The sequence below is a fragment of the Streptomyces sp. F001 genome (assembly GCF_004187715.1).
Classification (GTDB): Bacteria; Actinomycetota; Actinomycetes; order Streptomycetales; family Streptomycetaceae; genus Streptomyces; species Streptomyces flavusporus.
On record NZ_QZWF01000004.1, the window covers coordinates 312,376 to 327,035 of the forward strand.

At 65.5% G+C, this 14,660-nt stretch carries 10 protein-coding genes; 4 read left to right on the top strand and 6 right to left on the bottom strand.

What is annotated here, in order from left to right; translation table 11 throughout:
• Positions 1-42: 42 nt before the first annotated feature.
• Both StrepF001_RS48030 and StrepF001_RS48035 read left to right on the top strand, forming a co-directional pair.
• On the top strand, positions 43-600 hold the full coding sequence (locus StrepF001_RS48030) for a transposase family protein (RefSeq protein WP_240797570.1): 558 nt from the start codon (positions 43-45) through the stop codon (positions 598-600).
• Complete coding sequence (locus StrepF001_RS48035; protein WP_240797571.1) at positions 549-1,217, top strand: ISAs1 family transposase; 669 nt, start codon at positions 549-551, stop codon at positions 1,215-1,217. The genes StrepF001_RS48030 and StrepF001_RS48035 overlap by 52 nt, the downstream gene beginning before the upstream one ends.
• Positions 1,218-1,319: 102 nt before the next feature.
• On the opposite strand, the gene StrepF001_RS18650 is transcribed toward StrepF001_RS48035, so the two are convergent.
• The 4 genes from StrepF001_RS18650 to StrepF001_RS49550 form a co-directional block, all read right to left on the bottom strand.
• A complete protein-coding gene (locus StrepF001_RS18650) occupies positions 1,320-2,732 on the bottom strand; it encodes an NF041680 family putative transposase (RefSeq protein WP_206306896.1) in 1,413 nt (470 codons plus the stop codon).
• A gap of 231 nt (positions 2,733-2,963) precedes the next feature.
• Positions 2,964-4,283 (bottom strand): group II intron reverse transcriptase/maturase, encoded by a 1,320-nt coding sequence (ltrA, locus tag StrepF001_RS18660; protein ID WP_240797572.1) that lies wholly within the window; start codon positions 4,281-4,283, stop codon positions 2,964-2,966.
• Between the two features lie 762 nt (positions 4,284-5,045).
• Complete coding sequence (locus tag StrepF001_RS18665) at positions 5,046-5,540, bottom strand: hypothetical protein (protein ID WP_129799378.1); 495 nt, start codon at positions 5,538-5,540, stop codon at positions 5,046-5,048.
• Between the two features lies 1 nt (position 5,541).
• Positions 5,542-11,088: a DUF6531 domain-containing protein gene (locus tag StrepF001_RS49550; RefSeq protein WP_129799379.1), complete on the bottom strand. Its 5,547-nt coding sequence runs from the start codon at positions 11,086-11,088 to the stop codon at positions 5,542-5,544.
• A 621-nt stretch (positions 11,089-11,709) separates the two neighbouring features.
• Here StrepF001_RS49550 and StrepF001_RS18675 point away from each other — a divergent pair.
• Positions 11,710-12,117, top strand: a complete 408-nt coding sequence (locus StrepF001_RS18675) for a peptidase inhibitor family I36 protein (protein WP_129799380.1) — start codon at positions 11,710-11,712, stop codon at positions 12,115-12,117.
• A 160-nt stretch (positions 12,118-12,277) separates the two neighbouring features.
• Positions 12,278-13,138 carry a hypothetical protein gene (locus StrepF001_RS18680; protein WP_129799381.1) on the top strand — a complete coding sequence of 287 codons (861 nt, stop codon included), beginning with the start codon at positions 12,278-12,280 and terminating at the stop codon, positions 13,136-13,138.
• A 651-nt stretch (positions 13,139-13,789) separates the two neighbouring features.
• On the opposite strand, the gene StrepF001_RS45665 is transcribed toward StrepF001_RS18680, so the two are convergent.
• Complete coding sequence (locus StrepF001_RS45665; protein WP_165396299.1) at positions 13,790-13,963, bottom strand: hypothetical protein; 174 nt, start codon at positions 13,961-13,963, stop codon at positions 13,790-13,792.
• A gap of 337 nt (positions 13,964-14,300) precedes the next feature.
• Complete coding sequence (locus StrepF001_RS45670; protein ID WP_165396300.1) at positions 14,301-14,438, bottom strand: hypothetical protein; 138 nt, start codon at positions 14,436-14,438, stop codon at positions 14,301-14,303.
• Positions 14,439-14,660: the final 222 nt, after the last annotated feature.

The window sequence follows — 14,660 nt, forward strand, 5'->3', positions numbered from 1 at the left end:
GGAGGTGACCTTCCCAAGTCGCCGTCCCGCAACGGAGCTTCGGTGTGCCGTCAGTCTGCCATCGTCTGTCTGGTCAAGTCGCCCACCCGTCAGCACCGTGCGATCGGCCCGCTGGCCGAGCGGCTGCGGGGGCTGGCCGATCCGCGGTGTCGGCGCGGGAAGCGTCACCCCTTCGTGGCAGTACTGCTGATCGCCTGCTCCGCCGTGGTTACCGGTGCGACGAGTTTCGTGGCGATCAGCGAGTGGGCGGCCGAGGCCCCGCAGGACGTCCTGGCCCAACTCGGTGCCCGCACCGCAACCGCCCTGGCCGTGCGCATCCCGCCCAGCGGCGCGACGATCCGCCGGGTCATCAAGGACACCTGCCCCGGCGGCCTGGCCGACCTCCTCGGCCACGACCCGGCCGGCACCGACACCCTCGCCCTGGACGGCAAGACCGCCCGCGGCTCGCGCCTGGGCGCCACCCCGGCCGCGCACCTGCTGGCCGCGATGACCGACACCGGGATGACCGTCACCCAGCTCAGGGTCCCCGAGAAGACGAACGAGATCACGTGCTTCGCCGCCCCCTCCTGGACCCCTATGACCTGCAAGGAGTCACCCTGACCGGGGATGCGCTGCACACCCGGCGCGAGCACGCCCGCTTCCTCGTCGAGGCGAAGAAGGCGCACTACGCCTTCACGGTGAAGCGGAACCAGAAGAACCTCTACGAGCAACTGCGGACCCTGCCCTGGGAGCAGGCGACGGCGAAGTTCTACGACCGCACCCCCGGCCACGGACGTAAGGAGACCCGAGTCGTGCAGGCCCTGACCGTCACCGACCTCGGCGTCGACTTCCCCCACGCCGCCCGGGTCGCCAAGGTCGTACGCCACCGCACCGACACCAAGACCGGCAAGCAGAGCCGTGAGACCGTCTACGTGATCACCGACCTGACCAGCCGTCAGGCTTCCCCCGAGCGGATCGCGACGATCCTAAGGGCGCACTGGGTGATCGAGAACTCCTCGCACCACATCAGGGATGTCACCTTCGCCGAGGACGCCTGCACCGTCCACGCCGGGACCTCACCACGGGCCATGGCGACCCTCCGCAACCTCGCCATCGGCGTGCTGAAAACCCTCGGAGCCGACAACATCGCCAAGACCACCCGGGCGATCCGCGACGAGCCCCAGCGAGCACTCCCCATCCTGGGCATCACCAACGATCCGGACAGCTACGGAACTTGATCAAGCCCTGGCCGCTACTCCCACGAGATCACCGGGCCTATGCCCGACCAGCGGAAACGCAGTCCTCAAGCCCGGAAAGACAACAGCTTCTCAGCTTGATCATTAACCTTGCTGCTGTTTCAGGCGGACGTGTTCGGTGAGGGTTTCGATTCGTTTCACGGTCTTCCCGGGCTCGTGACGTGGGGCTGACCTGCGGTTCTTCGAGCCGGGTGGGCGTCCGGGTCCGGGCTTGGAGGGTCTGGGCACGCCGGCGGGACGGGCGGTCTTCACGCGGAGGTGGCGGAACCCCCGGCGGACCCGGGCGGGGGTGAGCCGGCGAGGTTGCGCCGGCCGTTCCCAGGGCCGACGAAGATCTTCGGCGAGTGGCCGGGCGAGGCGGAGTTGGGTGTGGGCGGCGATGATCAGCCACGTCCACAGGTCGGCAGTGTGCGGATCGCGGACCTTGGGGACGGTCCAGCCCAGGGTCTGTTTGAACAGCCGGAAGGTATGTTCAAGATCGAATCTGCGGAGGAACGCCTGCCAGCGCGCATCGACGTCCGCGCCGGCCATGCCGGTGCGCGAGGACCACAGCCACACCGGCTTGGGGTCGCGGTCACCGGGCAGGTGCTCGACCTTCAGCCGGATCAACGTGCCGTGGATCAAAGGGAGTTCACCGCAGTGGTCGAGCCAGGGGCCACGGGCCTGCAATCGGGGGTGCATCCGGTCCCAGGCGAGGGCTTCGGCCGTGCCGTAGTGGGTGGTGTCGCAGGTCGTGGCCTGGTCGGGGGTGTGCCAGGACTCCGGCTTGGAGAAAGTGAGGACACTGCCGTGCTTGCGGGGCTGCCCGCCGCGCGGGGTGGAGCAGCGTGGGCCGGCGTCCCTGAGCATGACGCGGTCCGAGCGGAGCCGGCCGACCAGCTCGACGGGCAGGTCGGCCAGGACGTAGGCGAGGCGGGTGACGTCGTAGCCGGTGTCCATGACGACGAGGATGTCCGCGTCGCCCGGCCGCCACTGCCCGGCGTGCACAAGCCGGGTGACCACCTCGCGCAGCTGAGTGGCGGTCACCGCGGTGGCATCGTCGGACGGCCCCAGCCGGATCGCGTCCAGCACGGCCGTCCAGGACGTGCGTCCCGTCTCCAGCGCGGCGACGAAGGAGTAGGGCCAGCCAGGGATGAACTGATCTGCGCTGCGGCCTCGCCCGTAGACGTGGCAGAACAGCAACTCCGGGCTGGTGGGGGCGTCGGGACGCAGCCAGTTGCTCACGTCCACCGCGAGCACGATCCGTCCGTCGGCGGCACGTGGCAGCGGCGTGGAGGCCAGCAGCCTGCGCAGGCGGCGCGGCTCCAGCCAGCCGTGATTGACCGCGTCGTACATCGCCCCGTGCCCGCGTCGGTGCTCGGCCGTGAGCGTCAGCTCGACCAGCGACGTCACCGGGCCGTCCGAGCACAGCACTGCGTCGGTGAGCTCGAAGAGCGCATCCGCCCGGGTGTAGAGGCAGTCGTAGAACTGGACACGAAAGTGGGACAGGATGCCCAGCGCGGCGTCAGCGGACTGTTCAGCGGCGAGACTCTTCACCAGCGGCCGTTCCTTCACGCGACGTTGCTCGACACCTCGAAGCGTGAAGAACGGCCGTTCTGCTGTCCCGGGAACGAATCAAGATCAGCGGGTCAGGTGTAGGGTCGGGGGCTGGCGCGGTGGCGGAGTACGTCCGCTCCGTTTCCAGCCCCCGCCGCATCGAACCGTGCGTGCGGTTCTCCCGCACACGGCTCACCGACGCCGTTCACCACCGGCATTCGGCCTGCCCCGCCAGTCCCGGAAGGGTCTGGGGGCGACGACGGTCCCGTGCAGAGCAACCAGCCCCAGCGAGTCGGCGGAGGCAAACGCCACCACCGACCAGCCGAATCTTCGGCTGCGCCGATGCTTCTTGGCGAGGAACCCGCCGATCCGCATCCGCGCATAGGAGCCGATCTGGTCGAAGCGGTGGGCCGAGTTCCCGAAGCGGAAATACGCGCCCCACCCGCGAAGGAACGCATTCACGTCCTCCACGATCACCTTGACCGGCAGCAACAGCCTGCGCCGGTCCGTGAGTTCACGGATCCGGTCACGAGCGTGCTGCACCGCCCTGTCCGAAGGCCAGCGAGCGAGGAAAGCGATCGGACGCCGCCCGCCGCGCGGCCGGGAGGTGACCCACCGGTGATGGAAGCCGAGGAAATCCACTCCCTCGCCTCCGACCTGCAGGTGCACAATCCTGGTCTTGGCCGCCTTCGGCTCCAGGCCGAGCTCGGCCAGCAGGTCCTTCAGCCGCCCAAGGGCGGCTTCGGCCTGCTCGCGGGTAGCGCACATCACCACAGCATCGTCGGCATAGCGCACCAGCACCCCGTGACGGCGCACGTCCCATACCCGGTCCAGCCGGTGCAGATAGACGTTGCACATCAACGGTGAAACCACCCCACCTTGTGGGGTTCCGGTCACCGGCCGACGGACATGCCCGTCCTCCATCACCCCGGCCCGCAGCATCGCGCGCAAGAGCTTGAGGACCGACCGGTCGCAGATGCGTTCCTCGACCGCCTGCATCAACTTCTCGTGCGGAATCGCCTCGAAGCAGTTGGCGATGTCCGTCTCCACCACCCAGCGCCTGCCCCGCCATGCCTCGTCCACGAGGACCTGGAGGGCATCGTGCGCCCCGCGCCTGGGCCTGAACCCAAACGAGCACGGGAGCATATCGGCTTCGAAGACCGGCTCGAGCACGATCTTCAGCGCCGCCTGCACGATGCGGTCACGAACAGAAGGAATCGACAGCGGCCTCTGCTCCGCAGCAGAGCCGGGTTTCGGAATGAACACCCGGCGCGCGGGCAGCGGACGCCAGCGGCCTTCCTTCAGCTCAGTGGCCAACTCGCCGAGAAGCCGGTCGATGCCGTACTCCTCGACCTGCGCGAGAGTGGTGGCGTCAATACCCGGGGCGCCGTTGTTCCGACGCACCGTCGCCCACGCGCGCCGCAGGACGTCCCTGCGGTGGACCTTGTCCCCCAGCGCGTGGAACCGCCGTCCGGGATCGGCCTTGGCCGCCCGGTAGAGCGCATGCTGCAAGGCTCGGACCGGATCCAGCTTCAGGGATCCCGACGTGGCGGAACTAGCCGAAACGGCACTCACCAAGCCCCTCCAGACAACCTGCGCATCGACGAAGCAGCGGCCCTTCCCTGGCTGGCGGTTGTGTTGTCCGCCGGCTCATCGCGGTACTACGGCCGCCTCCGACGCCCACCCGACTCGCGCCCACTTCCCGGGGTGCACCCGGTTATAGGACGCTCAGCTTCCGGCAGCACCTATCCGCAGGCCACCGGGCCGGGGAGGGCCTCCCCAGTTCCCGCTGTCACCGTCGCAGCGTTCCATGCCCCATACGCCGGGGAGTCCCTCACGGCTGCATCTCCAGGATCTTCGCCGCTTCCATGGCCTTCACCCTGATTTCGGGGGTTCGGCACTCCCTGTCCCCGCCCCGAGAGGCGGGCCTCTAACGACGCCGCAGGCTTCGCGTGATGCTACGGACCGCTGCTTTGCTCCCCCTTGCAGGGCTTTCGACACTGGGCTTCGACGCCGGGCGTTTCCCCCCGACGCCGCCAGTCTGCTACCGGGCCTCCTGGCAGCTACCCGGACCGGACTTGCACCGGCAGGCGACAGCGAGCTTACGACCGAAGATCGACTACGTCATCAAGACCTCCAGTCTGCTGGGCGCGCGAAAGCCCGAGGTTAAACACCAAGCTCAGGGCAGACCGTCGACGAGGTCTATGGCGACCCTGATCAGGACGGCCTGCCAGAACAGACGCTCGTGGGCACCGCCAACAGCGCAGGAGCCTATCAACGCAGGTCAGGGGCTAGGTTAGCCGCGGCGGCCCGGCGAAAGAACTCGAGTCTCTCCGCCTCATCATCGATGAGCTGCAGGATTTCGAAAGCATACGAAGCGGCATCGATATTGCGGCCTGATGCGATTTCCTCATAGAGGAGCCAGGAACCCCCCTGAACGATCTCCAGACATGCTTCTGCGAGGTCATCCTGTTCACCGTTGACCAAGGCAGCAAGAACAATGAAGAGCTGACGTCGATGCTCATCAGGAACTCCGCTCACCAATGCGGCCATAACCATGGCCGTTGTGGCCGCTGCTGGCAGCATCAGGTTGGACTGAACATAGGCATGACCATCGGCCCATCCCTCCCCCGCCCGACTCGGCGCGGACTTCTGCAGAGCACTGATGAAGTCAGTGGGGATGTGATCGGCAGACCTGCCACATCCGCAGACCATTCCTGCCCAATCGTGGCGCTCAATCTCAATGTGCAAGACATCGAATTTCTGCATGTCAGTGTCCCAACCCTTCCCAGCGGCCACCGGGGTCTCGCTGCACTCCCCTGATGAACTGAGACGGATCGTAATCGTTCTGACAGTTGACGCACACTGGCTTCGGCTTAGGTGTCTTGACGCCGTTGACCTTCTCCACCGTCTTTGCGTTGGTGAAGATCACTTTGGAAGCGTCACCGCCGAGAGCGAAGCAGACGTTCCCTTCAGCACAGTTGCTGTACCCAGGCCACCTGCCCCCTGACGACGCGACCGCGATCTGGCCCGTCTCAGTGTTGTAACCGGCCACGTACGTCCGTGAGTTCGTCCTGTTGCTGTAGTTGTTCAACGCAAATTTATCGACCATACCTTCCGCCTGGGCGAGCTGACCATCGGGGGTCCAACCCGGCGGTGCGTCGTGCACTTCCACCACAGCAGGGCGCTTGGCTCCGGCAGGTCCACGCACCGAGGGAAGCTGCGGCAGGTCCAGGACCAGACCAGACGACTTCGATGACGCGGAGAACAGCCCCTTGAGTCCGTTCCACGCCGGCCCAACCAGCGCGTTGAGTCCGCCGGTGACCGCGCCCACTAGGAGGTCGGTGGGTGTGGTGGGCTGACATTGGGCGGTGTTGATTGCCCAGGTAAGGCCCATACCGATGGCTGCATCGGTAGCCGTGGCGACAACAAGGGCTCGTCCACCCGAGAGGCCGAGCTGGGTGGCCAGGGCGGTGCCGGCCGGGGCGAGGAAGCCGCCGATTGCACCGACGACTCCGCCTTGAACGGTGGCGGCGGCGAAGTCGCCCCAGTCAAAGTCGTCCCTGTGGGTGAGCGCGTAGACGCCGCCGCCGACGACGGATCCGATGAGGGCCCCGATGCACATCGGGCACTGGCCAGATGGGTCGGACAGGTTGGCGGGGTCGTTGTTGGCGTAGTTGTACGGGGACTGGTTGGGATTGTCCGCGGCTGCCGGGATCGGGTCCTGGGTGGTGAAGCGCCGCTGGGCCGTGTCGTAGGAGCGGGCGCGCAGCTGGAGGCGGTCGGGGAGGTACTGGTCCTTGTACTGGCCGGTGTAGGCGAAGGGGCTGGTCTGGCCGCCGGTGATGGTGGCGGTGCCGGTCGGGGTGCCCCAGGCGCTGTATGTGTAGCGGTAGTTGTCGACTCCGGCTGCGTCGTAGACGGCGCTGACGGAGTTCTGGCGGTCCTGGGTGAAGTAGTAGGTGCCGGCGGTGCGGTCCATGGAACGGGCCGTGCCGTCGGGGTCGTAGTGGTAGTCCGCGACGAGGGCGCCGGTGGCGTTGGTGTCGGTGGCGAGTTGTGGCAGGGGGTTGTTGATGTCCCAGCGGGATGTGCCGGCCAGCGCGTTGTTCTTGTTGACGGTGGTGCGGTTGCCGTCCGCGTCGTACAAGAACGAGTAGCTGTCGCTGCCGGTCGTGGCGGACTTGATCCGGCTGGCTGCGTCGTAGGCGTAGGTGCCGTCGTCGTCTTTGGTCTGGTTGCCGTCGGCGTCGTAGGTGTAGCTGGTGGTGGTCGTGCCATTGGTCGTCGACAGCAGTTGGTCGCCGGCGTCGTAGGCGTAGGTGGTGGTGGAGCTGGAGCCGGCGGCGGTCTTGAGGTTGCCGACCTTGTCGTAGGTGTAGGTGGTGCCGGTTGTGCCGGGGAGGCAGGACGTGGCCGAGGTGTCGGTGCAGACGCGGGTCATGCGGCCGGTGTCGTCGTAACCGTAGCGGGTTGGGTATCCCGTGCCCGGTTTGTCGGCGACCAGGCGACCGTTGTCGTCGTAGGTGTAGGTGTTGCTGACGGTCGGCGTGGTCATCGAGACAAGGCGGCTGGCTTCGTCGTAGGTGCGTGCCTCGGTGCGTGTCGTGGTGGTGGGCAGGGTGGCCGAGGTGAGGTTGCCTGCCTTGTCGTAGCCGTAGCTGACGGCCTTGCTGTTGGTCGTCTGGGTTTTGACCCGGCCGACCTTGTCGTAGGTGTAGCTGGTGGATCTGCCGTCCGGGTAAGTGCGCGACTTGAGGGTGTCGTCCGTGTTCCAGGTGTAGCTGAATGGCTTTGTCGCACCTGGCGAGGTAATCGACAGGATCTTGTCGTCGTTGTCGTAGGTCAGGGTGCGTGTGCCTGTGGCGTCGGTGACATCCTTGAGGCGGCTGGCGTCGTCGTAGACGTATGTCTGCGTTGGGGTGCCGTCGGAGTAGGTGATTTTCGTAGGCAGGTTGCGGGCGTCGACTGCGGTCGTGATGGTCTGGGCTCGGGCGTTGGTGTACTTGGTGCGGTTGCCGTCGAGGTCGTAGTCGTACGAGACGGTCTTGCCCAGCGGGTTCTTGACCGAGGTCAGCTGGCCCTCGGCGTTGTAGCCGTAGGTGCTGGTGTGGGTGTTGGCGTCGGTGCTGGTCTCCAGGAAGCCGGCCGTGTTGTAGGTGAAGGTGGTAGTGCCAGCGTCCGGGGCGGTGACCTTCTTGGGCCGGTTGAGTTCGTCGTACTCGTAGACCGTCTGCTTGTTGCGGGCGTCGGTGACCGTGGTGATGTTGCCGACGACGTCATAGCCGGTGGAGTGCTTGTGGCCGAGCGGGTTGCTGACCGACGTGGGGTTGCCCGCTTGGTCGTATCCGTAGGTCCAGGTGTACTTGGCCGGGTCCGCGCCGGTGACGTTGCCGCGCGGGTCGACGATGGTGGCCAGGTGGCCGTCGTCGTCATAGGTGTAGGTGGTGCGCTCGGCCTCGGGGGAGACCTCGGCCGACAGGTGGCTGTCGTCGTCGTACTCGTAGCTGGTGACGTAGCCGGCCCAGGTCTTCGACGTCGCAAGCCGATTGTTGTCGTCGTAGGTCAGCGTCATGCCGCGGCCGAGGCCATCGGTCGTCTTCACGACGCTGCCGTTGTCGTCGTAGGTGACGCTGCGGGTGTGGTTCAGCGGGTCGGTGACCGACAGCGGCCGGTTGTCCGCATCCCACGAGAAGGCCGTGGTCTTGCCGAGCGGGTCGGTGACGGTCTTACGGTTGCCGACCTTGTCGTAGCCGATCGTCCAGGTGTACTGCGCCGGGGTGGCGCCGGTGGCGTTGCCTCGCGCGGTCACCACCTGGATCTGGTTGCCGGCCTTGTCGTACTGGTAGGTGACGCTCGCGCCCCGCCGGTTGATCTCCTTGTTCAGGCGGCCCACCGGGTCGTAGTCCAGGACGGTCTGCTTCAGAACAGGGTCCGTGATGGTCTTCAGGCGGCCCGCGTCGTCGTAGCCATAGGTCGTGGTGCGCTGGGCGGCGTCGGTGACCGTGAGGAGGTTGCCTACCTCGTCGTAGTCGTAGGACGTGACGCTTCCGCGCGCGTCGGTGACCGTCTTGACTCGATCCGCAGCGTCGTAGGTGTAGGCGGTCGTGTATTTCGCCGGGTCGGCGCCGGTGACGTTGCCGCGCGGATCAACGACCGTCTTGATCTGGCCCGACGGGTAGTACGTGTATGTGGTCTTGTTGCCCTTCGGCGTGGTGATCGACGTCAGGTTGCCGTCCGCGTCATAGCCGTACTGTGTGATTTTGCCGCGCGGTGTGGTGACGGTCTCCAGCAACCCGGTGGTGGGGTTGTAGCCGTAGGCCGTCTTCTTGCCCAGCGGATCGGTGACCGAGGTGAGCTGGTCGTCGGTGTAGCCGTAGACGGTCTTGTTGGACTCGCCGTCGGTGTACGTGAGCACGTTGCCGTTGGCGTCATAGGTCCACGACTCGTCGGAGGCGGCGTTGGACCGGGACGTCATCCGACCTGAGTTGTCGAACGTCCACTCGGTCTTGCGGATCTCCGCGTCGATGGCGCTGGTGCGGTTGAAGAACTTGTCATAGCGGTAGTAGCTCTTGTTGTTGAGCGGATCGATCTGGGTGAACAGGACGTTCTTGTAGTAGACGTCCGTCCACACGCCCCCGTCCGGCGCCGTGACGTCGACCTGGTCGAAGACACCGTTCTTGGAATAGGCGAACGTCGTCTCGTGGCCCGGCGCGTCCTTCTGGGACGTCACCCGGCCCTGTGCGTCATAGGCGTTGAACGTCACCTGCTTGCTGCGGGCGTTCGTAACCTTGTCGAGGCGTCCGGAGGCGTCATAGCCGTAGGTCTCCGCCTTGCCGTCCAATGCAGTGACGCCAGTCAGCTGATCGCCGGTGTAGAGGTAGTCGACGACCCGGCCGTCCGCCAGCGTTACCTTGTCCAACCGGTCACCGACATAGGCCAGGGTGGCCGCCCGCCCGGCCGCATCCGTGATCGTCGTGGGCTTGCCGCTGGTGTAGGACAAGGTCAGGCCACGGCCAGTTCGGTCCTTCACCGCGGTCAGCTGCCCGGAAGCGTTGAAGCCGTAGGTCGAATGGTCCGCGGTCGTCAGCTTGTAGCTGGTGCCGTCAACGGCGAGCTTGGAGCGGGCCTGCCCTGGGGCGGTGAACGTTCCGTCGGATTTCTTGGTGTACGTATGCCGGGTACCGCTCTCGCCGATCAGGACTGCGTCGCCGTCGGCCTCGAACTGCAACCGCGCCTCCCAGGGCAGCTGCCAGCCCTTGCCCAGCGCACCCGTGAGCGTGTTGTCGGAGGAGTAAACACGCCCGACCGTCAGCGGAACACCCGGCGCCGGCACCTGCGCATCGGTGAACGCTTCAGTGAACGCGCCTGTCGCCGTGTTCACCGGGTCAGCACGCATCACCGTCGTACCTGCCGCGCCGCTCGCGTCACCGCAGACCGCGCTGCACGCAGCTCCCTCAGGAAGGGCCGGGACGATGTAGTACGAGTTGTACGAACCGCAGGACTCCGTGTCCGTGGGATCGTCCGTCACCGTCGTGCAGGCGTAGATGAAGTACTGCGGAAGCGGGTTGGTGCACTCGGCCGTGGGCAACGTGATCGACGCATTGACCACGGGGAACACCTTGTCTGTGTTCAGCGTCGGCGCCTGAACGGTCTGCCCGAAGTCGAACCACACGATGTCGTCGCTGCTCTGACGGCAGCTGTAGGCATCCAGCTTCCAGCGCACCTTGACCGGGTGCACCTCGGTGTCAGCACCACCGGACTGCCAGATCGCAGCCGACAGCTGCAGCGGCTCACCCGGCACCGCCGCACCAATGTGGTTGCCCAGCGCCATGAGGAAACCACCCTGCTGAGCAGCGGCGTTCCCGAACGGGTCAGTGCTCACCTGGTACAAGGCGCCACTGGAGTACGAGGCCGCAGCGGCGGCAGCCGTGTCAGTGGTGAAGGAAGCCTGGCTGAACGAACTGCGCGAAGCAGCCGGTGTGCCAGTGGGCTTGGGACCTGCGGCCTGCAACTGCCGCTGATTCTGCTTCAGCAGCGCCAGCTGTGCCGCCGTGGCCGGCTTGCTCTTCGTCGCTGGCAGCGCGTGCGACTTGGTGGGCTTCGCCTTGTCCTTCGTCTGCTCACGCCGCTGCTCCGGCGTCACCGCCTCCTGATGCGCCGCAGGCTGCGGCCCCAGGTAGGCGTAGGTGTCGTCCCCACTGGAGTCACTGCCAGTGACCTTGATCAACCAACCGCCACCCGCCACAACGGACAGCACCAACAGCACGATCAAGACCCGCAGCCGCACGAACACGGAGCTCGGCAATCCCCCCACCCCTCCCACGCTATGCACACAAGGCAACACACCTCACACACAAACCCGAGATCTTGAAGCGCGCCTGCTCCGCGATCAAGAGAAGAACCCAAAGTGGGCTGGTTGTCATGGGCGCGTTGGTTCTAGCTAGAAGCGTCGACACAGGCCGTGACCAGGCCTCCTGCACGTCCATCCATCGCACGCCCTCCAGGTCGCGAGCCTGCAGCGGTGGCGGAAATTCGATGCTGTCGGAGCACACACAGCGCCCTGCGCCGACAGCATCGGCCGAGGGCCGCGCCTACAGGCCGGCCCGGCACCCGGCGGTGATCTCGAAGTCTAGAAATGGCCCAGAATGACCCGCACTCGAACGAAATGACTCAGAGCAGAGGTTCCACTTACTGAACCGATGGAACGCTATTGCGTTCTCTGATCTCCTGTGCCTACATTCCTCACCGCGAAGTCTCGGATCGCTGCAACATCCATACGTTGCAGCGATGGCCGATGTCTTCCGCGCTGCTCAATCTGCTGTGCCGCTCAGCACGCTGCCATCCCAATTAATCAGCCACCTAGACAGCGGGAGATCACTCGCCAGTCCCGGCTGACCGCAGCACCAGGAAAGACGACACCACGCAAAGGAGCAACATGCGCAAGATTGCCAGGCGTCTCATTACCGCCACCGCCGTTGGCGCCACCATCTTCGTGACAACGCCTTCCCACGCGTCAACCGGCCCCTCCCTCAGTCCGGACTCCGCCAGCGCATATCTCTTCAACTTCCACCTCTACCTGAACAGTAACTTCAGCGGCTGCTACTCGGGCTCGGATGCCACTCTGGAGTCGGGCAGCCTCGCCGGTCAGGTATACGGCGTACTCAGCTGCGACAGGACGGTGAACAACTCGGCGAGCTCAATGCAGAACGACTACGCTCAGAACATATATCTCTACGACGCAACGAATTGCACCGGTGCTATGTATGTCGCAAGGCCGCATAGCGAAGACAGCACCTTCTCGAACAACGAATTCAACGACAGGGCAAGCTGCATCTCCTACTGATCCAGGCGGTTGCGAACCGGCCGGAACGATCCTAGCGACGTGAACGTCTCCTCGACGTACCTGCCAGGATGAACTGCCCTTCGCATGACCGCCAGCACGCGAGCCGCCCCAGTCACGCTGGGGCGGCTCAACCGGCATTACACCTCACGGAGACCGAAAAGTGAACAAGACCCGCAAAACACTGGCCTTCGGTGCCGCAACCTTCTTCGCACTGACAGCCTGCGGTCCTCCCTCTGCAGCCTCTGATCAGGAAAGCAGCAAAAAGCCGCCCACTATTGCGGATGATCTAGCAAATCTCCGCTACCCCATCGAGGAAACCGAACTTTCCATAAATGAGCGATATACCCTGCATTATGCGGAAGACCTATTGATGGAGGACTGCATGGAGGCTGCAGGGTACGACTGGAATCCTATAGAGCCACCTCGACAGTTCTTCTCAGCTGACAGCCGAAGATACGGAATTATGGATCTCCCAGCAGCCGTCAATTACGGATACCATTTGCCACCCCCGCCGCAAGAAGCCGCCGATCGGATTGTAAGGGATAACGAGCTGACTCCCGCAGAGAGGAGGATAGCTTTCGGCGCCGACAATCGGAGCGGATGCTACGAGAAGGCGCACAAAGAGATAACCGGACCCAAACCCGAAGTCGATCTAAAACTATTCAACACGCTCAATCGAAAGTCACTGCATGAAAGCAAGCAGGACCCAGCGGTGAAACAGACCGTGGAAGCCTGGAGTCAATGCATGAAAAGGTCCGGATACACGTATAGCAACCCATTCGAAGCAGCCGGCGACCCGGCCTGGAGTAAAGAGAAGACCGCAAACGAAAAGGAAAGGGAGGCGGCAGCGGCGGACGTGAAATGCAAGCAAAAGGTCGACCTGATAACCACTTGGGCCAGCGCCGAAATCAGGCTACAGAAAGATTACATAAGACAAAACGCGGACTATTTCTCGCACCTAGCCAGCAGCAAGAGGGAGAGGCTGCAAAACATGCAGAAGGTGCTGCATGGAAATAGTTAATACGAAAAATGTTCCTGGCCTACGCCTCCATGGAGGCGAGCGTTGATCGACCGGGAGTTGCACCTGCCCACGTCCTGGACTGAGGATCCGGCCCGCCGCGCGGACGCAAAGATCGGTGACGAGATCACCTTCCACACCAAGCTGGCGCTGACCCGCGCGATGTTGGGATGGTGGCTATGGCGGCGGCCGAGGCCACTCGGTTAAATCCGGACACTTCGCCCGCGTCCGCCTGCACAGGACGCGCCGGGACGACGTAGCCAGCGCGAGGCAGAGTGTCAAGCCATCGCACCGTATCAGCCGCCTCCCTCAAGGCGCGCCCTGCACCCCGGACCGCAGCAGACGCACCGTTATCCAGCTGCAACTTGGGCTTCCTCCCTTCCCATTGCCACGGGGGCCGAGTTGGATCCATCGCTGTGCGGGAGTGAATCGGGCAAGCCATCACGCGGCGACCACCAGCCCTGCACGACTCACTCACGAAGGGGTGGGACCGGCATGCCATGATCGTTGGTCGCCGTAGGAAGGTATGGGGGAACCGATCGTGACCGAAGCCGGAAACCCGGTGCAGCTACTGCCCGTCAACGGCGCCACTCTGGCGTCCGATCCCCGGGTGCGGAACGCGGCCCACGCGATCGGCGCTCCGCACGGCATCGACTACACGGACGACGCAGCGGTGACGGCACTGCTCGCGGAACGCCGGCGGGCGATGCGGGCGACGCAGCGCGGCTGGTCGGCCTGGGTGGGTGGCCTGGCCATGACGGGCGGCGCGTTGATGCTCCCCCTGGCCGTGGAACTGACCGGGCGCGCACAGAAACTGACCCTGCTCATGACCGGCCCGGTCATCCTCGTCGCGGTGCTCGCCCTCACTGCCGTACGCACCCGTTGGAAGCGTGAGTTGACGCACCCCGCGCTGGCCGGCTACCGCGAGGTGCTGGGCGTGGCCCGGGCGCATGACCTGCCACTGACGCACGTACCGGCGTGGCTGGAGGGCCGGTCGTCGACCGGTGGCGGGAAGGGGGCTGCTCCGATCCCGTCGTATCCGCCGGTGACCCCGCAGCCCGTGGTGGGCGCCTTGCAGAGCGCCCCCTCCTTGCAGAGCGCCCCCGCCTCGGAAAGCGCCCCGGTGAACACCCCCGCCACGCCCGTGGCCGTCCCCCCCGAAGCCCTACGCCGTCGCCGAGTACGAGCGGATCGCCGACGCGGGCGGCTGGCACGACGAGGCCGGCTGGCTGCTGGTCTTCGCCGGCCTGCTCGGCCCGGCCTGGGCCTGGTCGGAGGACGCGCCGCTCGGCTTCTTCGCCATCGCCCTCCTCCCCCTCGCGATCGCGATCTGGCTGGCGGGCAGCCGCCAGGGCGCCGAGAAGGAGCGGCTGCGGCAGGAGGCGCTGGCGTACGTCAGAGAAGTGGCGGCGGCGCAGGCGGCGGGCGCACGGGCGCCGGAACTGTCCCCTGTACTACGGCGCTTGCTGGACGATCAGGACACCTGACAGACCAACCGACCGACCACCACTGAGGAAGTCCCCCC